The organism is Wenyingzhuangia sp. IMCC45533 (assembly GCF_054111225.1).
The window spans coordinates 1927979-1949575 of the sequence record NZ_CM134197.1 but is presented as its reverse complement, the minus strand read 5'-3'; the positions used below and the strand labels follow the sequence as shown (position 1 = coordinate 1949575).

Below are 21597 nucleotides of genomic sequence, written 5' to 3'. Positions count from 1 at the left end.
ATAGTAAAAGATTGTGAATTCTGATTTATAAGACAATTCATTGTTTTTGGGAAATTGAAATGCATCTCTCACATATAACAAAAAAAGTGAGAAACTATCGTTCCTCACTTTTTAAATAGTGATATGATTCGTAATAATACTGACTAGTTTTTTACAAACTTGAATAACTGACTGTTGTCTATCTTAACAAAATAAATACCGTTGTTTAAACTAGAAACATTTAAAGTATTTTCTCTGTTACTCAATGTTTTACTTGCAACCAAAGCACCTAAAACATTATATAAGTCAATAGCTACTGGAGACTGACTGTTTAAAGTTATCAATTGTAAGTTGTTATCGTAAGTTACTTCGTTAGTTGATTCATTAATTATTTGACTAGATAAAGTCCCACAATCTAATTTTCTATCATTAAAATACATAATATCTCCGATGCAAGACTGTGAATTTGGTACATCTAATGTGGTGATAGTTTCATTTTCAAAACTTAGTTGGTATTGTCCATCTAAAGGAACAATATCAATATCTGCAGCCAGTTTCGCTCTGTATAAAATGTTTGCAATAGATGGAGTATTCGATCTTACTGGAATGTTTTCTTCAAAAGGAGATTCATAAATAGGATCGCTAAACTTCTCTTCGAAAGTTTCTCCATTGATAAAATCTTTGGTATAAAAATTATATAACTTCTTTTCGTTTTGAGCAGTAGAAGCAAAAGTGTGTTTGATCGTACCTTTTAAAATGATGTTTTCAAAAGTACCATCCTTAAAATCGCAAGTCTCACAACCATATTCCTCATCTGGCAAACCTGCTAAACTTCTATCTTTAAATCCTGGAGCCAAAATTACATTAGCAGCACAACCTGTAGACTCAATATTTTCTATTGTCATTACTCCTTGAGTTCTGTTGTGTGGTTGCGTTAATACGGCACATAATCCTCTCTCACACTCGATTTCATAACCTTCAATATTCTCTAAGTTTAGTATAGGCGATTGCGTAGCGGGTACATCAGAAACATTTGCTCCTGACTCTAATCTTAAGGTAATTCCTCCTTCTGAACTTAAATGATGAAAGTTAAGATTTTGCCCTACTTGAGTTTGCACCAGTCCGTAACCACTATGCGCGTTTACAACATGAACATATTTTAAATCTCCTTGAGTAGGAACTCCTTCTACTGTGATTGTTTTTCTATATCTCGGTTCAGTTCCCCTAGGGACGTTAATCACAGGTAAAGTTGCAATATTTGTTAATCTTGTGTAATTGTCTTTAATAATAAAATGAGATACCGAATAATTTGTTACATTGGCAATCATTACAGCCCTTGCATTTTCATGAGGTGCTACATCACTCAAATCAATTGTAAAGCGTTTTGAACTATCTTTATTATCTGCAAAATTATCAGTACAATCGCTACATCCTATTTTAACATTGGTAATTGTAGGAACGCCGTTTTGTTTATTCAGTTCAAAAACTGTTCTACCTCCAGTTTCTAACTTAATTACAGAGCCTTTTAAAACATTAACATGCACGTTACTTTTTAACTTTATATCCTTTAGAGATATGTTTCCAGAAATTTCTATTTTTCCTCCAGAACTACCAAAAGAATTAAGAAGCGTGTTTATTTCATTTGTTCTACTAACAAAATTTTCTCCAGTAATTTCGTTTACAATTCCAGGAGGTACAGTTCCATCAAATCTATCCGCTCTTTTTTGCGAAAAACCTGTGACTACGAATAATAGAACTAATAACTGCAATTGCAATTTTTGTATCTGTTTCATGATGTTATTTTTGCACAAATATACAATTAAACCAAAATATATGAACTTTTTTATATAAAATAGTACAATTTTATTACATCCATTACGTTAGAGATGTGAAAACAAGTATGATTCTAAGTCGTTTCTATAAAATAATAAAGCTCAAAGTGAACATCACTTTGAGCTTTATTTAAAAGGAATAATGAATTCTATTTCATTATCTATTTCTGTTTCTTCCTAATTTTGAAGCCGCACTTTTTTTACTCTGAACCCATTTAGGAACCTCTCCTGTTTTTTTCTTTTTCTTACCTACATTAGGTTTTTTATTTGCCTTTGGAGAAGTTGTCTTGGCAGGTCCTTTTTTCATTTCCTTCAACTCCTGAGCTGTGGGAGCTTTAAAATCGTATCCTTCCAATGGTTGCATCGGTAACTTAAGTTTTAATAACTTCTCTATGTCCAAAGCAAATTTTATCTCTTCTCCACAAACTAGAGAAATTGCCTCTCCACTAGCTCCTGCTCTACCAGTACGTCCAATTCTATGTACGTAATCCTCTGGCACATTTGGCAATTCGTAATTAATTACATGGGGCAATAACGGAATATCTAAACCTCTTGCAGCAATGTCTGTGGCTACCAAAACTCTAATGCTATTTTTCTTGAAACCTTCCAAAGCCTTAGTTCTAGCCGCTTGGCTTTTATTCCCATGTATGGCTGCGGAGGAAATACCCGATTTGTAAAGCCTCTCCGATAGTCTATTAGCTCCATGTTTAGTTCTCGTAAAAATTAGAACCTGACTCCAGTTTCCTTTTTTAACCATTTCTATAACAGCCTGCGCTTTTTCAGATTTGTTTACGTTGTAAAAAGTTTGCGTTACTTTTTCTGCTGTTGTATTCTGAGGAGCTGACTCTACAGAAACAGGTTTCTTCATAAAAGTATTGGCTAAAGCTTTAATTTCTGTTGAGAAAGTTGCAGAGAACAACAAATTTTGTCTTTCTACTGGCATTAATGCTATTACCTTTTTTATATCTCTTAAAAAGCCCATATCTAACATTCTATCTGCTTCATCTAAAACAAAAGTTTCTATTTTAGAAAGCGACAATGCTTGCTGATCTATTAAATCTAAAAGCCTTCCAGGAGTAGCTACTAGTACATCAACCCCCCTTCTTAAAGTGGTTATTTGTGGTTTTGGCTTTACACCTCCAAAAATTACGGCAGATTTTATATCTAAAAACTCGCTATACTCTCTTACGTTATCGTAAACTTGAGCGGCTAATTCGCGAGTAGGTGTTAATATTAAAGCCCTTATAGGTCTGCGTTTCCACTTATTCTGAGTAGATAAAGAATGTAAAATCGGTAGAGTAAAACCTGCTGTTTTTCCTGTCCCTGTTTGTGCAGATGCTAGTACATCTTCTCCATTCAATACTAATGGAATTGCTTTTTGTTGTATTGGTGAAGGTTTTGTGTATCCCTTCTTTTTTACGGCTTTTAAAATAGCCTCGGATAATCCTAAAGATTCAAATGTCATATATATATTTTGAGAATCAGCCAAAGCTAATTCCTTAGAGAACGCAAATGTACGATTAAATAAACGATATTGATCACTAAGCCTATGAATGTTTGATTGTGAGACTTATAAGTGTTAGAACATGACTATATTTATATTATCGTTGGTCTTTCATCTCTTAAAATCATATAAATAACTTAGTTTCGTAATCCTATGAAAATACTCGAAACTCACAAAACTCCTTATTTAGCAAAAGCAATTAGATTATCGGACTATGCCGTGGGTATATTTAACACCATACCTAGTAAAGCGGGAATTAAAAAAGCTTTAAAAAAAGGACTTATTTTGGTAAATGGTAAAAGAGGATTGTCTAGTATTTTTATCAACGGTGATGAAACTATTGAATTATTGCAAGATGAAAGTGTTTTTAAAAAAAACATTGACCTCAAACTAGAAGTTTTATGGGAGGACGATTATTTGGCTGTTGTTTACAAACCTGCTGGAATATTGGTTAGTGGTAACAAAGCCAAAACTATTGCGAATGCCTTGCCTAGCAATCTTATTCCCAGCCCGCAAACCGATGCTGTTCACCCACAACCTATCCATCGATTGGATTTTGCTACCAGTGGGTTGTTATTGATCGGTAAAACCGCAAAAAGCATTACAGAACTTGGAAAGCTTTTTGAACAGAAAAAAATACAAAAAACCTACATAGCTGTTACTATGGGAAAAAGTATTGACAACACTTTTATAGACCTCCCCATCGAAAATAAGGATAGTAAATCTCACTACCAAGTAATTCAATCAACCGCTTCTGAAAGGTTTGACTACCTAAATTTAGTAGAGCTGAAACCTTTTACGGGAAGAAGACATCAGTTAAGAATCCATTGTGCACATATAGGAAATCCTATTCTAGGAGATACGGAATATGGTATTAATGGAAAAATTTTAAAGGGAAAAGGGTTGTTTTTACATGCTAAATCACTAGAGTTCAATCATCCTTTTACCAATGCTTTAATAATCGTTACAAAAGACATCCCAAAAAAATTTAACAGCCTATTTGTTTAAAAGTATGAATACCTTAATCCGTAACAAAGTAGTAAATGCGTGCGACGAGAAAATAGAAAAGAAAGGAACTCAAGTTAGGCTTTCTTTCTATGCTTTTTTTGCCAATAAAAATAACAACCCTCAATTATTAATGGAAGTTGCGGAATGGTGGATTAAGAAGCACCAATTAAATCATTTTGAGAAAGCCGTTAAAATAAAAACAATGGTTCAACAAGGTTTATAAAACACAAAACCCAGCCTTTTTAGGCTGGGTTGTATGTAAAATAAACTTACTAATTGTCTTGTAAAAAAGGGCAAGCGACCTACATCACACCGCTACAACCAAGTACCCTTGCTGCGTTCCCGCCCTGGGGGATTCCGAGGGAGCTAGTTGTGCAGGACTTGCCCGGCTGCAAATTTACAATCTTATTGTAATTCTCACAACATTTATCTCATCATTTTTTAACATTCAATTCATCTTGTTCTAACCCTACACATTAGCATAATAAATAACTATATTTGTCCCTAATTTAAACGGAAAACATTTACGATGAATTCATTTTTTAGTACAAAGCCAGTTTTAAAATTCGGAATCATTTCTGGTCTTTTATTAGTATTAAACGAGCTTATACTATACTATTCAACAAATACAAATCCTTTTATAGGAGAAAGAACCTCTTTGTTATCGTTAATAGGTTTATTTATTCCTGCCATTGTAGTGGTTTTTGCTGTTCTCTTTATCAATAAAAATGCTAACATTACCAGCTTTGGACAAATTGCAAAACCTGGTTTGGTGATTGGATTGATTACTGCTTTAATATTTATAGCTTATACCCTACTTTTTATCTACAGTATTGAACCAGATACGCTTAGCAAATTTGACGAAATAAATAAGCAACGTTTGATAGAAAGCGGACAACTAACTAATAAAAAAGATATTGATGATGCTGTGCAGTTAACTAGAAATGCTTTTATTCCAGGAACTATTCTTTTTAATATTGCCATCAATTTATTTATTGGTTTTCTAACTGCTGTGATAACCGCTATATTTGTTCGTAATAAATCATAAAGTATGCAAATATCTATAGTCATTCCATTGCTAAATGAGGCCGATTCTCTCCCAGAACTACATCGCTGGATAGTGGCCGTAATGGAAAAAAACAACTATAGCTACGAACTTATATTTGTTGATGATGGCAGCAATGATAATTCTTGGTCTGTAATTAAATCCCTACAAAAACAGAATAGTCATGTGAAAGCTATCAAGTTTTTAAAAAACTTTGGAAAATCTCAAGGTTTAAATGCGGGGTTTAAAAAAGCTCAAGGTGATGTTATTATTACCATGGATGCAGATTTGCAAGACAGTCCAGAAGAAATTCCTAGTCTATACGACATGATTACTAACGAAAATTACGACTTAGTTAGTGGCTGGAAAAAGAAGAGATACGATTCCAAAATACGCAAGAACATTCCTTCAAAGCTTTTTAATTGGGCTGCCAGAAAAACATCTGGTATTCAATTAAACGATTTTAACTGTGGACTCAAAGCCTACAAAAATGTAGTCGTTAAAAGTGTAGATGTAACTGGAGAAATGCACAGATACATTCCTATTTTGGCCAAAAATGTAGGATTTAAAAACATCGGAGAAAAACAAGTTAAACATCAAGCAAGAAAATACGGAGAAACCAAGTTTGGTATAGAAAGATTTACCAACGGATTTTTAGACCTCATCACTTTGTGGTTCTTGTCTAAATTTGGGAAAAGACCTATGCATTTGTTTGGGTTAATGGGAACATTGATGTTTATTATTGGTTTATTTTCGGCAGCCTACATCGGAATTCACAAGCTCATCACCGTTTTTTACTACCATCAGAGTGCCAGCTTAGTTACTAATAATCCACTTTTTTACATTGCACTTACCACCATGATTTTAGGTACTCAATTGTTTGTCTCTGGTTTTATTGGGGAAATGATTTTAAAAAATAAAAAAGAAAGTAGTTTGTATTACATTGAAAAAGAAATTTAAGCAACATTCAATATATTTGCGCTACCAAAAAAACTAACTTAATATATACATTCATGGTAACTCCTGAAATTATAGCAGCTTCTAAGCAGTGGTTAAGCCCTGTTTTTGATGAGGCAACTCAACAAGAAATTCAAGACCTAATAAATCATAATCCGGAGGAACTAACAGACCGTTTTTATAAAAACATGGAGTTTGGTACTGGAGGTATGCGTGGTGTAATGGGTGCTGGTACTAACAGAATAAACAAGTACACTTTAGGTAAAGCTACTCAAGGGTTATCTAACTTTTTAATTAAAAATAATAATCAAAAAGAATTAAAAGCTGTTATTGCTTTTGATTGTAGAAATAACAGTAAGGAATTTGCAAAAATTGTTGCAGATGTGTTTACAGCTAACGGTATTAAAGTGTTTTTGTTTGATGACTTGAGAACGACTCCTGAATTATCTTTTGCGGTTCGTCACTTAGGATGCGACACAGGAATTGTTTTAACAGCTTCTCACAACCCTCCAGAATACAACGGATACAAAGTTTATGGTGCAGATGGATGCCAGGTAACTCCTCCTAACGATGGGTTGATTATCAACGAAGTGAATAATGTTTCTTTTGATCAAATTAAATTTGATGCGAACGAAGATTTACTAACTTATATCGGTGCTGAAGTTGACGAAGCTTTTAACAAAACTTCTGTAGAACACGGAACTTTTGGCGATGTAAATAGAGGAGATGTAAAAGTGGTATTTACAGCATTACACGGAACTTCTATCATGTCTGTTCCCCAAGTTTTAGATAAAGCTGGTTTTAGCGATGTAAACTTAGTTAAAGAACAATCTGAACCTAATGGAAATTTCCCTACCGTAGTTTCTCCAAACCCTGAAGAGCCAGAAGCATTAAAAATGGCAACAGATTTAGCCAACGCAATTAATGCAGATATTCTAATGGGTTGCGACCCAGATAGTGATAGATTAGGAATTGCTGTTAGAGATTTAGAAGGTAATATGAAGTTGTTAAATGGTAACCAAACCATGATTTTAATGACCGACTTCTTAATTAAAAAAATGAAAGAAGCAGGAACATTAAACAACGCATTTACTGCTACTACCATTGTTTCTTCTGATATGGTAAAAGTTTTAGCAGATTATTACGGTATAGAAACTGTAATTACGCTAACAGGATTTAAATGGATTGGGAAAGCCATTGCAGACAACCCAACAAAAACTTTTGTTGGAGGTGGTGAAGAAAGCTTCGGTTATATGATTAGTGATTTTGTAAGAGACAAAGATGCTGTTACTTCTTGCTTACTGGCCTGTGAAATGGTAGCTCATGCAAAGGCAAACGGAACTACTTTATATCAACAGTTATTGGATATTTATAAAAAACATGGATTTTACAAAGAATCTTTAATTTCTATTACTAAAAAAGGAATGGATGGTGCAGCTCAAATTCAGCAAATGATTGCAGATTTTAGAGCCAATCCTCCTAAAGAAATTGTAGGATCTAAAGTAAAGTATGTTTGTGATTATGATTCTTCTATTCAAAAGAATTTAATTACTGGAGAAGAAACTACGATTGATGTACCAAAGTCTAACGTATTAATTTATCATACAGAAGATGGGACTAAATTGTGCGTAAGACCAAGTGGAACAGAACCTAAAATTAAATTTTACTTTGGAGCTAAAGCCCCTTTAAACAATACTGAAGAAGCTAAAGAAGTAGAAGCTAAATTGGATGAAAAAATTCAGAATATTATAGAAACTTTAAACCTTAAATAGGACCAAAAGTTTAGAAGATAAGAAGTTGTCTAAAAAAGTTGTACAGAAGTCATTCCGTTGCATTTATAATGCAATCCTGAATCTAGTTCAGGATGACTAAAACAGGACTTTTTAAGACAACTTTTTTTATACAGAATTCTTTTAAAAGCTTACCTCAGTTGCCCCTAATCCATATTTTTGATAAGAAGCATCTTCAAACCTAAGAGAATATCTATTAAACAATCTGTACAGTTCTTCCTTTAAAATTCCCTCTCCAACTCCGTGAATAAAAACAATCTTTGGGATTCTGTTTTTAATCGCAAAATTTACTTTGTGATGAGCCGTATCTAATTGCTTGTTCAAAATATCGGCATTAGACATACCGGATTTAGATTTAACTAGCCTTTCAATATGCAAATCCACTTCCATCACTACTCCGTATTTTTCTTGCTTTGATTTTTTTGCACTTCGTTTAGGAGCCTCTATCATGTTTTCTTTCTGATGCAACATTTTGTTATTGATATCCGAATATAGAGATAATTGAGACTGCTCTACGTTTGCAACGATAAGCTTATTTGAGTCATACGGTAGCTCAAACCCATCTTCATCTAAAACAAAAACTTGATTTTTATTTACTTGGGTCACTGTTCCTTTTACAACCGCATCCTTTACTAAAACTTTGTCTCCTACTTTAAGTTTCATTTTTACTTAATTATATATTAACATATGACTAGAATATTTCTACTACTTTTGTCTTTTAAAAAAGTTATCGATGACAGTACTACAAAAAACCAGTATAAAAGATCTTTTCGAAAAATCTATCAAAAAAACAAAGTTAGATATTCAAAGAGAAACTTTGTTAGAAAATATAGCGAATAAAATAGCCTCTACTTTAAAAAAAGACAACGAGGTTCATATCAATTTTATTTGTACGCACAACTCTAGACGTAGTCAATTCTCACAAGTTTGGGCTTACTACGCTATGGAGTACTACGGTATTCACAAAGGAAATAGTTTTTCTAGCGGTACGGCAGTCACAGCATTTCATCCTAATACTATCAACGCACTGGAAACTTGCGGTTTTAAATTTAGCTTAGAAGATTTTAACCACAAAAATCCCAAGTACACTATCAGTTTTCCAGATGTTAAAAAAACGATATACGGATTCTCTAAACTGGTAGAAAATCCCATCAACAAAACACCTTTTATAGCCATTACTACTTGCGGACACGCAGATGAAAATTGCCCAGTTATTTTAGATGCTTCTGCCAGATTTCATCTTCCATATACAGATCCTAAGGCAAGCGATGGTTCAGATGTAGAAAAAGAGACCTACTTATCTACTTCTAAATTAATTGCAGGAGAAATTGGTTGGCTATTTAAAAAAGTTAAAGAGCTTTTGTAGCGAATTGTATACTACTTAAAAAACGCAAGGCTAGCATGTTAAACATGCTAGCCTTTTTAATGCAAAAAAGCTTCAACAAATGTTGAAGCTTTTTGTACGGGCGGAGAGACTCGAACTCTCACACCTTGCGGCACTAGATCCTAAATCTAGCGTGTCTACCAATTCCACCACGCCCGCGTTAAATTTATTTTAACGAGTGCAAATATAAACAATAGTTGCAATTTGCAAAGAGAAAAATTATATTTTAGTTGTGACTTTTAATCTTTTCTATGAAAAACATCAACGAGTACATCCATCAACATAAAGAACTTTTTTTAAACGAATTATTCGATTTGCTTAGGCTTCCATCTATCAGTGCTGATTCTCAATATCATCAAGAAATATTAAACACTGCTCTAGCTGTTGAAAACGCTTTAAAAAAAGCTGGTTGTAACCATATAAAACAAATTACCACACAAGGTAACCCTGTTATTTACGCTGATAAAATTATAGACACATCATTACCAACAATACTTGTATATGGTCATTATGATGTTCAGCCTCAAGACCCCGCAGATTTATGGGACACGCCACCGTTTGAACCTACCATCAAGAAAACTAAAATTCATCCTGATGGAGCTATTTTTGCAAGAGGAGCTTGCGATGATAAAGGACAAATGTTTATGCATATTAAGGCAATAGAATTCTTAATCACCACCGACCAATTGCCTTGTAACGTAAAGTTTATGATTGAAGGAGAAGAAGAAATTGGTTCTCCAAATCTTGAAGCTTGTATAAGGGAACACACAGAATTGTTTAGTAATGACGTTATTTTAATTTCTGATACAGGAATGATTTCCAATACGCAACCATCCATTACTACAGGGTTAAGAGGATTGAGTTATGTGGAGGTAGAGGTAACAGGACCTAACAGAGACTTACACTCTGGATTTTTTGGAGGAGCTGTTGCCAATCCTATTAATGTTCTGAGTCAAATGATTGCCCAACTACACGATGCTGACAACAAAGTAACCATTCCAGGCTTTTATGACAACGTATATGAACTATCCGAATTTGAAAGAAATGAAATGGCTAAAGCTCCATTTAGTCAACAGGAGTATAACGAAGCTTTGGATATTGATTTAGAATACGGAGAACGTGGTTATACAACACTAGAAAGAAGCTCTGTAAGACCTACTTTAGATGTAAATGGTATATGGGGCGGTTACACAGGCAAAGGAGCTAAAACGGTTTTACCCTCTAAAGCTTTTGCAAAAATCTCTATGAGATTGGTTTCTGGTCAAAATCCTGAAGAAATAACGCGCTTATTTATCGACTATTTTGTTAGTTTGGCTCCTACATCTGTAAAGGTAAAAGTCACACCTCATCACGGAGGAAAAGCGTATATGACTCCTATTGATTCTATAGGTTACAAAGCTGCTTATAAAGCCTACTCAGAAACGTTTACAAACAAACCCATTCCTCAACCCTCTGGAGGAAGCATCCCTATTGTCTCTTTATTTAGTGATGTTTTTAAAAGTGACGTGATTTTAATGGGGTTTGGATTAAATAGTGATGCCATTCATTCTCCAAATGAGCATTTTGGACTTTTCAATTTTTATAAAGGCATAGAAACGATTCCTTACTTCTATAAACATTTTACAGAGATTTTTGCGGAACATGAGTAATATTCACAAATATAAAGTAGACCTTTTATGGAAAGGATCTGTGGTTACCAATAAAAGATTTAAGTATGATAAAACTTATCAGATAGATTTCACAAACAACAAACCGAGCATTATAGGATCTGCCGATGCTGTTTTTCATGGAAATGCGGATTTGTACAACCCTGAGGAAATGTTACTATCCGCTTTGAGTTCTTGCCATATGATGTCTTTCTTTTATCTGTGTAGTATCAATCAAACAGAAATTAGTGGCTATCGAGATTCACCCGAAGGAATTTTAAAAGTAAATGCTAATGGAAGTGGACAATTTGAGTCGGTTACATTACAACCTACCATAACTTGTAAAAATGGAGAAATTGATTTGATTCAGGAATTATTCTTTAAGGCTAAGGAATACTGCTTTATTGCTAGATCGTGTAATTTTGATGTAATTCTAAAGCCAAATTTTTTGTAAAATCTAAAATTTAGTTTTCTATTTCGGCTGCTTTTTCTCCCTGATGAATCACGTGATCTAATTTTAGATTCATTGCTTCAGATATTTTTTTTTTTGAGGCAACATCAGATGATCTTACGTTGAATTCGGAAAATAAAGGTAAGTGGTCCGAACCTACATCCGATAAAGTCCTTATTTTGTGAATCAAAATTTCTTTAGAATGAAATAACAAATCTATTGGAAACCTCAGCAATCTATAATGAGATGGAAAAGTTCCAAAAAAGCCTCTATTGATTCTTGCATCTCTTAAACCCGATACTTTGGCAAAAACCTTTGAAACTTTAGACCAACAAACATTATTAAAATCGCCTGATACAACTACTGGCTGCTTTTCTTTGCGGATTAATCTAGCCAGCTTCATTAACTCAGCATCTTTTTGTTTTGAGGTCTCTTTTTCTGTAGGACTTGGTGGTGGCGGATGAATTCCCCAGAATATAAAATCATACTCACCATCGTTCAAATAAGCTTTAATGGAGGGATGTTCTTCTGAAATTAAAGCATGTTTCTCACATTTGGCAACAGATAAATTGGTGTAAAAATGCATCCCATACCTATTATCTTGTGGAATTTTACAAGCATACTCATAACTACTTTCAATCACACGTAAAGCTTCCTCCCAATTTTTGTCACTTTCCATCACCAACAACATGTCTGGCTGTTCTTTTTTTACTAAATCTATAAGTAATTGATAATCTGTATTTTCTTGCATTACATTTACACTTAGTAAAGACACGTTATTTTCAAGATTACTTTTCTTCTGCTTTTTGGGAAAGTATGGATAGATGATGTGGATATGACGAAAAAGAACACCTGTAGTAACCAACCTAACAATATTAGCAAACACATCCGCGTTGTTCGAAATCACAAAAAAAGATACTACCAAAAGAATTAAAATGATTGCAGCCAGTTGTAATCTAACAAAATCAGAAATTCTAAAAATCCAATGTTTAGAGTCAAACTCTGGTAAAACACTTACCACAGAGAAAAATATTAAAAAACCCAGTAACCACATTTTATTCTTTTTATTTTTTGAATGACTTTGCATCAATTATCCTATTAGGATAAATTTTCTCCGTTTTTTCTTTGTTCGTAAAATTGGTAAGAAAACTCCTTTTAACCAAACAAGTTGTTACTATTTTGTAGTTAAATCTCCTAATTTTTGCATAGAGCAACAAACAAATCTATTTTTTGCTATTATCGCAAAACAAGCAGCTGCTTAATTTATTTTAAATAGTGTTGTAACAAAAATTTATAGCTCCATACAGAATTAATCTGCAACAATTATAAATAAAATTGCACCATTTCTCTCCAATGGTGGGCTTTGTGAGCTTCTCCTTCCCATTCGTAAAATTGGTAAGTGATGTTCTTTTGTTCTAAAATAGTCTTTAGTTGGAGATTATTCTCAAAAAATAAATCTTCCTTACCAATAACTATAACAATCTCTATTTTATTGATTAAGGAAAGATAAGAGTCGTCTTCCAAGTCCTGTAAGTATTGAATTGGCATGTTTTCATAAACCTTTTTACTGCGAAAACCTGCCAACAAATCATCAAAATACGATTTGGAAAAGGTTAAATCATATCGTCCACTCATCCCTACAACTTTGCAAAAAAGCTTGGGATACCTCATCGCTATATTTACTGCATGCCATGCTCCTAAACTACAACCTGCAACAACTACGTTGGAACTGCTGTTTACATCTTTGGTCCATGGCAAAACTTCCTCTAAAATGTATTTTTCGTACAAACCATGACGACTGATTCTAAATTTTGGAGGTTGAGTATTGCTATAAAAAGTTTCTGAATCTATACTATCTAAACAATATACTTGAATATCTCCTCTTTGTATCTTGTCTTTGAGTGCATCTATTATATGCCAATTTTCGTAATCGTAAAAACGTCCCATTCTAGGTGGAAAGAACAAGATTTTTGCACCAGCGTGTCCAAAAACCAACAGTTCCATGTTTCTCTCCAAATTAGGGCTATACCAATTATGGTATTCTCTTTTCATACGACTACTTTTTCACGTTACAAATCTTTAAATATTGGAAAAGAAGCTTTGTTAGCAGAAATAATGTCGTACCATTTTTTGTATCCTTTTGCATTTAAATGTAGCCCATCTTCTAAAAAAAGGTCTTTATTGGGTTTTCCATCTGCTCCTAAAGTTGCTTCATAAATATCTACGAACTCAAGGTGAGGATCCAACTCCGTTAATTCTTTAATATGGCTGTTGGTATATCTAATACTTCCTTCCAAATACCATCTGCTTGGACTCGGTTTTACAGATACAAAAGTTATGGGAATCTCACCATAATCTTCTCTTATTTGCATTACCAAAGTTTTAAAAAACAGTACCACTTCTTCAGGATGCCTTCCATCACCTAAATCGTTATCTCCTGCGTAAATCATAACAGCTTGAGGATTTAAGCCTTTAAAGTTTTTTTTATAAAACCAAGAACATGCTGCTAAGGTAGACCCTCCAAAAGATAAATTTACAGGCTTGTATTCTTTAAATAAATTTGTTAACTCTCCCCACAAATTAAATGAAGAGCTTCCGTAAAACACCATTTCAGGATAGTACTCTAGCTCTTCTTTTATTTTTTCTATTCTATTTAATTCTTCTTGATACCAAAACATATTTCTCTGCTACATATATTCGTTCAAACTTAAATTTACTCAATTAATTAGGTTGCCCTTAAAATTTTTAATGATTTTGAAAGTTTATAAACCTAAGGTTACTCTTTTCTTTTTTGATAAACTTTTAACAACCAATTCATAAGAATGATCTATCCAGTTTTGTAATATTTCAGAGGCCATATCACTCTCCAATAAAATAGTGTTCCAGTGCTTTTTATTCATATGATAACCTGAATCTACTGCAACAAACTGCTCCCTCAATTCAAGTGCTTTTTCAGGATCACACTTTAAATTTACGGTATGTGGTATTTTTTTCAAATTCGTTAAAGCAAACATCTTATCTCCTACTTTAAACACTAATGTATTTTCATCAAAAGGAAAACTTTCAGAAACTCCTTTTTTAGACAAACAATACATTCTCAATGCTTCTATATCCATTATTTATAAGTATAAATTCTTGCAATCACATAATTACTAATATACATTTTTGTAATTTTAATTGTCTAAAAAATTGATATTTTCCTTTATGACTACCACTATAAACCCTTACAACCAAACAGAAATAGCATCATACCCTACTTTAACCAATAAAGAGTTAGAAGTTACTTTAACTCAATGCGCAACAGCATTTAAAACTTGGAAGAACTCCAGTTTAGATAGTAGAGAACAACTCGGACTTCGACTTGTTGAACAATTAAATCGCCAAGAAAATGAATTAGCCAAACTGATTAGCATTGAAATGGGTAAGCCGATAAAAGAAAGTGTTCGTGAGATAGAAAAATGCATTCAGCTTGTCGAATACTACCTTAACCATTTTAGAACATTCCTAACACCTAAATCTTTAGATACATTCACACAAATTCAACATCAATCTACCGGAGCAGTATTTGGTATTATGCCGTGGAATTTTCCTTTTTGGCAAGTGTTTAGATATATCATTCCCAACGTATTTGCTGGCAATATTTGCTTGTTAAAACATGCTCAAAACACTTTTGGCTGTGGTAGAGCCATAGAGCAATTGTTTATAGATGCTGGATTTCCGAAGCATGTATTCACAAACTTGTTAATTAATACTTCGCAAACAGAACAAGTAATTAAACACAATATTGTTCAAGGAGTTTGCGTAACTGGTAGTACTAAAGCTGGAAGTGCAGTAGCTACTTTAGCAGGGAAATACTTGAAACCATCGGTATTGGAACTTGGAGGAATTGATGCTGCTCTTATTTTAAAAGATGCCGATTTTGATAAGGCAATTTCTGCAACCATTAATGCTCGCTTATTAAACGCTGGCCAAATTTGTATTGCTCCAAAAAGAGTTTTTGTATGTAAAAATAAACTAGAGGATGCTGTTACCTATTGTAAAAACAAAATAGAAAACACGGTTTTAGGGAATCCTTTAGAACCACAAACCACGATGGGACCTATTGCAAAAGCAGATTTTATTCCTACGCTTAAAAAACAAGTTCAAAAAGCTGTTGAACACGGAGCTGAACTTATTGCGGGAGGGAAGGATAAATCTCCTTTCTTTGAACCTACCCTTTTAATTATGAATACCGACAACCCGATGTTGCAAGAAGAAATTTTTGGGCCCGTTATCTGCTTAATTTCTTATGATGATGAAATTGATTTGATTCGTTTAACGAACAGTGCTCCTTACGGTTTAGGTGCTGCCATTTGGAGCAAGGACGTAGAGCGAGCCAAACAATTAGCTAATAATATAGAGGTGGGATATGTGGCTATCAATCAAATTGTAAAATCAGACCCTAGATATCCATTTGGAGGAGTTAAAGATTCTGGTTACGGAAAGGAGTTGGGTGAGGATGGTTTTAAAACTTTTTTAAATGCCAAAACTATTGCTGTAGCAAATTAACCAAAATGAAAAAATTATTTTGTGTATTATTAATACTGATATCTACCAGTTGTAGCTATAAAACCGTTTATTACACAGATGGAACCGTTCATTTAAAAAAAGGATCGGGAAACGTATACCTGCTTAAAAACAACAATCAATATTTAATGATTGACTCTGGAAAACCCAATACTGCACGCAAAATTGAGAAAACACTCCTAAAAAGTAACATATCACCCAATAGTATTAGCCATTTGGTTCTTACGCATGCGCATTATGATCACGCAGGAAATGCCAAGTATTTTCAAGATAAATATGGCACGAAAATTATTGTAGGCAAAAAAGACTTACCAATAGTTCATAAAAATGGTTTAGATACACATTTGTGTGGAAGAGGATTAATCGGTAAAATCGGACAAAAAAATGTAGAAAGGCAAACCTACGCTACTTTTGTTCCAGACATTTTAATTGATAAAGAATTTGATCTAAAATCCATTGGTTTCAACGGAAAAATAATCCCGATTTCTGGACACACGGAAGGTTCTGTCATTGTGATTCAGCAAACCAAAGCTTTCGTGGGTGATATGATTAGAGGAAATGTTTTTAGAAACTCAATCCCAGAACGTCATTTTTTTATGTGTGATATTATTGATAATAACAAGGATATACAATATGTATCACAACTCTCAAATCTACAAACTTGGTATTTGGGGCATTATGGACCTTTGAAGAACAGCGATGTAATTGAGTTTTTAAAGGACTAAACCCAAAACAATTCACTAGCAATTCCATCAGCCAAAAACTTTCCTTTTTGTGTGGTTTTTAATTGGTGATTTTCTATTTCCAAAGTGCCATTGTTTATAAACGGTTTGATTTGTTCTAACAATTCTTGCTGTTTACCTGCTCCAAATTCCTTTACAACTATATCCAAAGAAACTCCCCAAATAGTTCTTAAGCCTGTCATTAACATTTCGTTATAAACATCTTTTTTCGATAAAATTTCTTGAGTAGACGGTAATACTTTTTCTGTTAAAGACTTAACGTAACTTGCGTTGTTCGCTACATTCCAACTCCTTGTTTTTCCACAGAACGAGTGTGCCGAGGGTCCAAAACCCAAATAAGGCTTTCCTAACCAATAAGCTGTATTATGTTTAGAATAGTAGTTGGGTTTTCCAAAATTAGAAATTTCATAATGATCATAACCAGCTTGTGTTAGTGTAGCTACCAAAATATCAAAATGTGTAGCTGCTAAATTTTCGTCTAAATCAGGATACTTTTTTTGTTTGATAAAATGATAAAGTGCCGTTCCCTCTTCCACCGTTAGAGCGTACGACGAGATATGGTTGATTCCCAAACTCAATGCCTCTTGTATATTCCCCCTCCATTCTTGATGGGTCAATCCAGGAATACCATACATCAAATCTATGGTGATGTCATCAAAATATTGAACTGCAGTTTTTAGAGATTGTTTCACTTCAGCAGCGGTATGCGCTCGGTTCATCATTTGCAACTCCTTATCTGCAAAAGATTGTACTCCTATGCTTAACCTATTGATTTGGGTTTTAGAGAGTTCAACAATTTTACCATCAGACAAGTCATCTGGATTGGCCTCCAACGTAATTTCTAGGTTGTTATTCACTTGATAATGACTAAAAATCACTTTCAAAATTTCGTCAATTTCATCCACCTCCAAAATACTAGGAGTCCCACCCCCAAAATAAATAGTTTCCACTATTTTATTTCTAAACTCATTAGCCCTTAACCTTAATTCTATCTTTAAAGCTTGTAAAAAAGCATTTTTTGCTTTTAAAGAAGTAGAAAAATGGAAATCGCAATAATGACAAGCTTTTTTGCAAAAAGGAATATGAATATAAATGCCTGACATTTTGGTTGTTGGTTGTTGGTTGTTGGTTGTTGGTTGTTGGTTGTTGGTTGTTGGTTAAACAAAAATAGAAATACTCTTGTTCTCGACTTTGCTCGAACATCTACAAATTCTAATTATTTGACTACCTTATCATTATTTTGGCTTACAAAACTTGCCCAACCGCTATAATTTTTCCCACCTACTTTAACACCGCTGTTGTAAAAGTGGCACACAGCCGCAGCCAAACCGTCGGTGGCATCTAAATTTTTGGGCAAAGTTTTTAAGTTTAGTAAACTTTTGAGCATCATAGCTACCTGCTCCTTACTGGCACTTCCGCTACCTGTTATAGACATTTTAATTTTTTTAGGCATGTATTCCGTTACAGGAATGTCTCTAGACAAGCCAGCTGCCATAGCCACTCCCTGCGCTCTACCCAACTTTAACATAGATTGCACGTTTTTCCCGTAAAAAGGAGCTTCTAAAGCCATTTCATCAGGATGATAAGTGTCTATCAACTCAAGGGTCCGTTCAAAAATCAACCTTAGCTTTACATAAGGGTCACTGTACTTACTTAAAATCAACTCGTTCATTTGAACAAACTCCATTTTTTTTCCAATGATTTTTATGATACCAAACCCCATAATGGAGGTTCCTGGATCTATCCCTAATATAATTTTTTCTTGAGCCAATTCAGTTAGATTTAACTATTTTAGCGAAGATAGCAAAAATGAATGCTACCATACTGCATGCGTAATTTAATTGATAAACATTTAAACAAAATCATTACCCTATTTAAATACGGCATTAGTATTATTGCTCTGGTATTTATTGGTTATAAACTGTTTTCTACTGAGTTTACCTTAACGGATTTTTCTGAAATTATCAATCCAACAACTATTGTTATTACCTTAGTTTTGGCTGTTGGTAATTGGACTTTCGAAATTTTAAAATGGCAACTAGTTGTAAACACATTCAGTTCTATTTCCTTTAAAACAGCAAGTTTTCAAACCTTAGTCTCATACACTTACGGAATGTTGACTCCGTTTAATTCTGGTAATTATCTTAAAAAAGTTTTTTTCTTTTCTAAAAAGCATAGCAAATCTGTAGTGTTTTTAAACGTAATGAAAGGAATTTATCAAATGTTGGTTACCGTTATATTTGGCTTGTGGGGTATTTATGTAATACTTGATAAAATCGATACTAAAATTTTAGACAAGCAAAAATATGTGGTTGCTATCGGTTTGGGGTTTTTGGTAATTTCTATTTTTTTTCGTAAAAAAATAATGTTCTATTTAAAAAAACTGACCCTTTCCGTTCACCTAGAACTTTTTATATATTCGGCAATCAAATTCTTATTTTTCTCTGCAATTTTGATTGTTTTGTTTTACGAAAAGAACATTGATCTCGTGAATTTGTACGCCGGAATATGTACTGTTTATTTGCTAAGTTCCTTACTGCCCATTTTAAACATTTTAGACTTTGCCATTAAAGGAAGTATGGCACTAATTATACTAAAACCCTTGGGGATTGATGAAGCCTCTATATTAATTTCCTATTTTGTGTTGTGGATTTTAAATCACGCGTTACCCGCAACGGTTGGAAGTTTATTGCAACTAAGTAATACCAAAAAATAGCCATTTTGATTATTCTTGCGTTATATTTTATCATCATCCTTGCTACCATTATTGGACTAAGCAAATTACCCAAACTTAAAATTGACACGAGTTTAACACCTCATCTATTTAGTGTGGTTATTCCCTTTAGAAATGAAGCTTGCAATCTTGACAAACTACTAAAAAGCATTGCTGACTTAAATTACCCCTCCCAGTGTTTTGAAATTTTGCTGGTTGATGACGAAAGTACGGACGACTCTGTAAACATCATCAAACAATGGCAAACTACCATTCCCAATCTAACAATTCTAAAAAACGATAGATTAAGTAATTCTCCTAAAAAAGATGCTATTAAGGTGGGGATAGCAAATGCTAGTTTTGACTGGATTATTACTACTGATGCCGATTGTATGCTTCCTAAAAAATGGTTGCATGCTTATAACAGTAAAATAGCAAAGGACAACAGTTTATTTATTGCAGGTCCAATTCAAATTATCGCAAAAAACAAATGGATTGAGCAGTATCAAAAATTAGAAACCATTAGTTTGCTAGGAACCACTGCTGGAACTTTCGGGCTTAAAGCACCTATGATGTGTAATGCTGCCAATATGGGATTTGCTAAACGTGCGTTTTTAAAAGTCGAAGAACTGTCAAACCACCGCATTGCTAGCGGTGATGATATTTTTACTTTAGAATACTTTGCCAAAACATATCCTGAACAAACACATTACTTAAATACCGAAAATGCAGTAGTTACTACCTATGCAGAAAAAACGTGGAATCAAGTAATTCAACAACGTGTGCGCTGGGCAGCCAAAAGCGTGCATTATAAAAATGTTCTAACTAAAATTTTTGGTTTGGTCGTGTTCATCATTCAAATAAGAATTGTTACAGGACTTTTGCTGATGCCTTTATCCACTAGTTTTATCTGGATTACCAAAACTGGATTAGACTTCTGTTTGATTTTGCTAACCACATACTATTTTAAACAAAAAATCAATTTTATTTACTTTATTGCAAGTGCACTCCTCTACCCTTTTCTAAACACTTATATAGGAATAAAGGCACTCATTGGAGGTTATCAATGGAAAAACCGAACCTTTAAACGTTAGGCAAAAAATTGAGCAATTAATCCGTCAGCATTTTTCAATAGAAAAAGTACTAAGAATAGCACTAGTACCAATACAACTACTCGCAATCTATTAGGCTTTTTTCTTTTTGATCTTGAAAACTCTGTCATTCTATTTTGTTTTAGTCCCTCTTAACATCTCTCTTTTTCCTGGAGGCCCAGGCAATCTTTCCACCTCAAAACCAACAGCTTGCATAGCTCTACGCACACTTCCTTTTGCTGCATAAGTCACTAATTTCCCCTCTGGTCTTAAAGCCTTGAACATAATCTCAAATATTTCTTCTGACCAAAGCTCTGGCTGAACCCTTGCACCAAAAGCATCAAAATAAATTAAGTCATACAAATTAACATCCGTAATATTATGAAAAAACATTTGACGTTTGGTCAAGATAAAATTCTCACTCACCTTTTGTGGCTTGTTCCAAGGGGTTAAGTGCATTTCCTCAAACTTGTGTGATAAGTTACGTGTTTCTAGTTCAGACACGTAATTTAAGGCCAGCAACTCATCTTCTTTAACAGGGTAAGCCTCTACCCCTACGTAATTTACTTTTTGATCATCCTTGGCGGTTTCTAACAAGGTAATAAACGCATTGAGTCCTGTTCCAAAGCCTATCTCCAAAATAGATACTTCTTCTTTTTTTACAGCCTCATATCCCATTTTAATAAAAACGTGATAAGCCTCTTGAATCGCACCGTGAGTGGAGTGATAACTCTCGTTCCAACCTGGGAGGTGAATGGTTGTAGAACCATCAGAAGTAACTATAATTTTTCTTTTCAAAACAGTTGAATTATTAGCACAAAGATAGTCAATATTATACTTCGTTAAAAAGTGTTTTTATTGCATTTGTTACAATTTTTATATTTACTT

At 33.7% G+C, this 21597-nt stretch carries 22 protein-coding genes, 1 tRNA gene and 1 other RNA gene; 12 read left to right on the top strand and 12 right to left on the bottom strand.

Features of this window, described 5'->3' with window-relative positions; all coding sequences use genetic code 11:
- Positions 1-143: 143 nt before the first annotated feature.
- Positions 144-1772 (bottom strand): T9SS type A sorting domain-containing protein, encoded by a 1629-nt coding sequence (locus ACXGQW_RS08710; RefSeq protein WP_457822008.1) that lies wholly within the window; start codon positions 1770-1772, stop codon positions 144-146.
- A gap of 196 nt (positions 1773-1968) precedes the next feature.
- Complete coding sequence (locus ACXGQW_RS08705; protein WP_457822006.1) at positions 1969-3276, bottom strand: DEAD/DEAH box helicase; 1308 nt, start codon at positions 3274-3276, stop codon at positions 1969-1971.
- 192 nt (positions 3277-3468) lie between these two features.
- Between ACXGQW_RS08705 and ACXGQW_RS08700 the strand changes: the two genes are divergently transcribed.
- Together ACXGQW_RS08700 and ACXGQW_RS08695 are read left to right on the top strand one after the other, a co-directional pair.
- A complete protein-coding gene (locus tag ACXGQW_RS08700; protein WP_457822004.1) occupies positions 3469-4323 on the top strand; it encodes an RluA family pseudouridine synthase in 855 nt (284 codons plus the stop codon).
- Between the two features lie 4 nt (positions 4324-4327).
- Positions 4328-4546 carry a DUF6500 family protein gene (locus tag ACXGQW_RS08695; RefSeq protein ID WP_457822002.1) on the top strand — a complete coding sequence of 73 codons (219 nt, stop codon included), beginning with the start codon at positions 4328-4330 and terminating at the stop codon, positions 4544-4546.
- 65 nt (positions 4547-4611) lie between these two features.
- Here ACXGQW_RS08695 and ffs read toward each other — a convergent pair.
- Positions 4612-4710: signal recognition particle sRNA small type (gene ffs, locus ACXGQW_RS08690), an RNA gene on the bottom strand.
- A 142-nt stretch (positions 4711-4852) separates the two neighbouring features.
- Between ffs and ACXGQW_RS08685 the strand changes: the two genes are divergently transcribed.
- From ACXGQW_RS08685 to ACXGQW_RS08675, 3 genes are read left to right on the top strand one after another with little or no spacing between them, the layout of a single operon-like run.
- Positions 4853-5371: a DUF4199 domain-containing protein gene (locus tag ACXGQW_RS08685; RefSeq protein WP_457822001.1), complete on the top strand. Its 519-nt coding sequence runs from the start codon at positions 4853-4855 to the stop codon at positions 5369-5371.
- 3 nt (positions 5372-5374) lie between these two features.
- Positions 5375-6328, top strand: a complete 954-nt coding sequence (locus ACXGQW_RS08680) for a glycosyltransferase family 2 protein (protein WP_457821999.1) — start codon at positions 5375-5377, stop codon at positions 6326-6328.
- A gap of 53 nt (positions 6329-6381) precedes the next feature.
- Complete coding sequence (locus tag ACXGQW_RS08675) at positions 6382-8097, top strand: phospho-sugar mutase (RefSeq protein ID WP_457821997.1); 1716 nt, start codon at positions 6382-6384, stop codon at positions 8095-8097.
- Between the two features lie 141 nt (positions 8098-8238).
- Here the strand turns inward: ACXGQW_RS08675 and ACXGQW_RS08670 are convergent, their stop codons facing one another.
- Positions 8239-8778, bottom strand: a complete 540-nt coding sequence (locus ACXGQW_RS08670; protein WP_457821996.1) for a DNA mismatch repair protein MutS — start codon at positions 8776-8778, stop codon at positions 8239-8241.
- Between the two features lie 70 nt (positions 8779-8848).
- Here ACXGQW_RS08670 and ACXGQW_RS08665 point away from each other — a divergent pair, with 70 nt between their 5' ends.
- A complete protein-coding gene (locus ACXGQW_RS08665) occupies positions 8849-9481 on the top strand; it encodes a hypothetical protein (protein ID WP_457821994.1) in 633 nt (210 codons plus the stop codon).
- Positions 9482-9576: 95 nt separating this feature from the next.
- Here the strand turns inward: ACXGQW_RS08665 and ACXGQW_RS08660 are convergent.
- A tRNA-Leu gene (locus ACXGQW_RS08660) sits at positions 9577-9658 on the bottom strand.
- 92 nt (positions 9659-9750) lie between these two features.
- Between ACXGQW_RS08660 and ACXGQW_RS08655 the strand changes: the two genes are divergently transcribed.
- Complete coding sequence (locus ACXGQW_RS08655; RefSeq protein ID WP_457821992.1) at positions 9751-11148, top strand: dipeptidase; 1398 nt, start codon at positions 9751-9753, stop codon at positions 11146-11148.
- Positions 11141-11599: an OsmC family protein gene (locus ACXGQW_RS08650; RefSeq protein ID WP_457821990.1), complete on the top strand. Its 459-nt coding sequence runs from the start codon at positions 11141-11143 to the stop codon at positions 11597-11599. Before ACXGQW_RS08655 ends, ACXGQW_RS08650 begins: the two co-directional genes overlap by 8 nt.
- Before the next feature lie 10 nt (positions 11600-11609).
- Here the strand turns inward: ACXGQW_RS08650 and ACXGQW_RS08645 are convergent, their stop codons facing one another.
- From ACXGQW_RS08645 to ACXGQW_RS08630, 4 genes are all read right to left on the bottom strand, one after another.
- A complete protein-coding gene (locus tag ACXGQW_RS08645; RefSeq protein ID WP_457821988.1) occupies positions 11610-12683 on the bottom strand; it encodes an endonuclease/exonuclease/phosphatase family protein in 1074 nt (357 codons plus the stop codon).
- Positions 12684-12919: 236 nt separating this feature from the next.
- Positions 12920-13648 carry an esterase family protein gene (locus tag ACXGQW_RS08640; RefSeq protein ID WP_457821986.1) on the bottom strand — a complete coding sequence of 243 codons (729 nt, stop codon included), beginning with the start codon at positions 13646-13648 and terminating at the stop codon, positions 12920-12922.
- A 17-nt stretch (positions 13649-13665) separates the two neighbouring features.
- Positions 13666-14274 (bottom strand): GDSL-type esterase/lipase family protein, encoded by a 609-nt coding sequence (locus tag ACXGQW_RS08635; protein WP_457821984.1) that lies wholly within the window; start codon positions 14272-14274, stop codon positions 13666-13668.
- A gap of 84 nt (positions 14275-14358) precedes the next feature.
- Complete coding sequence (locus tag ACXGQW_RS08630; protein ID WP_457821982.1) at positions 14359-14712, bottom strand: MmcQ/YjbR family DNA-binding protein; 354 nt, start codon at positions 14710-14712, stop codon at positions 14359-14361.
- A gap of 88 nt (positions 14713-14800) precedes the next feature.
- Between ACXGQW_RS08630 and ACXGQW_RS08625 the strand changes: the two genes are divergently transcribed.
- Both ACXGQW_RS08625 and ACXGQW_RS08620 read left to right on the top strand, forming a co-directional pair.
- A complete protein-coding gene (locus ACXGQW_RS08625; protein WP_457821980.1) occupies positions 14801-16144 on the top strand; it encodes an aldehyde dehydrogenase family protein in 1344 nt (447 codons plus the stop codon).
- Between the two features lie 5 nt (positions 16145-16149).
- A complete protein-coding gene (locus ACXGQW_RS08620) occupies positions 16150-16887 on the top strand; it encodes an MBL fold metallo-hydrolase (protein ID WP_457821978.1) in 738 nt (245 codons plus the stop codon).
- On the opposite strand, the gene hemW is transcribed toward ACXGQW_RS08620, so the two are convergent.
- Together hemW and ruvC are read right to left on the bottom strand one after the other, a co-directional pair.
- Positions 16884-18008 carry a radical SAM family heme chaperone HemW gene (hemW, locus tag ACXGQW_RS08615; protein WP_457821976.1) on the bottom strand — a complete coding sequence of 375 codons (1125 nt, stop codon included), beginning with the start codon at positions 18006-18008 and terminating at the stop codon, positions 16884-16886. The genes ACXGQW_RS08620 and hemW overlap by 4 nt on opposite strands.
- A gap of 113 nt (positions 18009-18121) precedes the next feature.
- On the bottom strand, positions 18122-18676 hold the full coding sequence (ruvC, locus tag ACXGQW_RS08610) for a crossover junction endodeoxyribonuclease RuvC (RefSeq protein WP_457821974.1): 555 nt from the start codon (positions 18674-18676) through the stop codon (positions 18122-18124).
- 42 nt (positions 18677-18718) lie between these two features.
- Between ruvC and ACXGQW_RS08605 the strand changes: the two genes are divergently transcribed.
- Both ACXGQW_RS08605 and ACXGQW_RS08600 read left to right on the top strand, forming a co-directional pair.
- On the top strand, positions 18719-19621 hold the full coding sequence (locus tag ACXGQW_RS08605) for a hypothetical protein (protein ID WP_457821973.1): 903 nt from the start codon (positions 18719-18721) through the stop codon (positions 19619-19621).
- A 5-nt stretch (positions 19622-19626) separates the two neighbouring features.
- Positions 19627-20712: a glycosyltransferase gene (locus ACXGQW_RS08600; protein ID WP_457821972.1), complete on the top strand. Its 1086-nt coding sequence runs from the start codon at positions 19627-19629 to the stop codon at positions 20710-20712.
- A 129-nt stretch (positions 20713-20841) separates the two neighbouring features.
- Here the strand turns inward: ACXGQW_RS08600 and mnmD are convergent, their stop codons facing one another.
- Positions 20842-21507, bottom strand: a complete 666-nt coding sequence (gene mnmD / locus ACXGQW_RS08595) for a tRNA (5-methylaminomethyl-2-thiouridine)(34)-methyltransferase MnmD (RefSeq protein ID WP_457821971.1) — start codon at positions 21505-21507, stop codon at positions 20842-20844.
- Positions 21508-21597 lie beyond the last annotated feature (90 nt).

Excerpts from the sequence above, each read along its gene's own strand:
- ACXGQW_RS08710 (WP_457822008.1), bottom strand. The coding sequence starts at position 1,772 with ATGAAACAGATACAAAAATTGCAATTGCAGTTATTAGTTCTATTATTC.
- ACXGQW_RS08680 (WP_457821999.1), top strand. The coding sequence starts at position 5,375 with ATGCAAATATCTATAGTCATTCCATTGCTAAATGAGGCCGATTCTCTC.
- ACXGQW_RS08605 (WP_457821973.1), top strand. The coding sequence starts at position 18,719 with ATGCTACCATACTGCATGCGTAATTTAATTGATAAACATTTAAACAAA.
- ACXGQW_RS08630 (WP_457821982.1), bottom strand. The coding sequence starts at position 14,712 with ATGGATATAGAAGCATTGAGAATGTATTGTTTGTCTAAAAAAGGAGTT.
- hemW (WP_457821976.1), bottom strand. The coding sequence starts at position 18,008 with ATGTCAGGCATTTATATTCATATTCCTTTTTGCAAAAAAGCTTGTCAT.
- ACXGQW_RS08635 (WP_457821984.1), bottom strand. The coding sequence starts at position 14,274 with ATGTTTTGGTATCAAGAAGAATTAAATAGAATAGAAAAAATAAAAGAA.
- ACXGQW_RS08650 (WP_457821990.1), top strand. The coding sequence starts at position 11,141 with ATGAGTAATATTCACAAATATAAAGTAGACCTTTTATGGAAAGGATCT.
- ACXGQW_RS08645 (WP_457821988.1), bottom strand. The coding sequence starts at position 12,683 with ATGCAAAGTCATTCAAAAAATAAAAAGAATAAAATGTGGTTACTGGGT.
- ACXGQW_RS08670 (WP_457821996.1), bottom strand. The coding sequence starts at position 8,778 with ATGAAACTTAAAGTAGGAGACAAAGTTTTAGTAAAGGATGCGGTTGTA.
- ACXGQW_RS08705 (WP_457822006.1), bottom strand. The coding sequence starts at position 3,276 with ATGACATTTGAATCTTTAGGATTATCCGAGGCTATTTTAAAAGCCGTA.
- ACXGQW_RS08685 (WP_457822001.1), top strand. The coding sequence starts at position 4,853 with ATGAATTCATTTTTTAGTACAAAGCCAGTTTTAAAATTCGGAATCATT.
- ACXGQW_RS08665 (WP_457821994.1), top strand. The coding sequence starts at position 8,849 with ATGACAGTACTACAAAAAACCAGTATAAAAGATCTTTTCGAAAAATCT.
- ACXGQW_RS08700 (WP_457822004.1), top strand. The coding sequence starts at position 3,469 with ATGAAAATACTCGAAACTCACAAAACTCCTTATTTAGCAAAAGCAATT.
- ACXGQW_RS08625 (WP_457821980.1), top strand. The coding sequence starts at position 14,801 with ATGACTACCACTATAAACCCTTACAACCAAACAGAAATAGCATCATAC.
- ACXGQW_RS08695 (WP_457822002.1), top strand. The coding sequence starts at position 4,328 with ATGAATACCTTAATCCGTAACAAAGTAGTAAATGCGTGCGACGAGAAA.
- ACXGQW_RS08640 (WP_457821986.1), bottom strand. The coding sequence starts at position 13,648 with ATGAAAAGAGAATACCATAATTGGTATAGCCCTAATTTGGAGAGAAAC.
- ACXGQW_RS08620 (WP_457821978.1), top strand. The coding sequence starts at position 16,150 with ATGAAAAAATTATTTTGTGTATTATTAATACTGATATCTACCAGTTGT.
- ACXGQW_RS08655 (WP_457821992.1), top strand. The coding sequence starts at position 9,751 with ATGAAAAACATCAACGAGTACATCCATCAACATAAAGAACTTTTTTTA.
- ACXGQW_RS08675 (WP_457821997.1), top strand. The coding sequence starts at position 6,382 with ATGGTAACTCCTGAAATTATAGCAGCTTCTAAGCAGTGGTTAAGCCCT.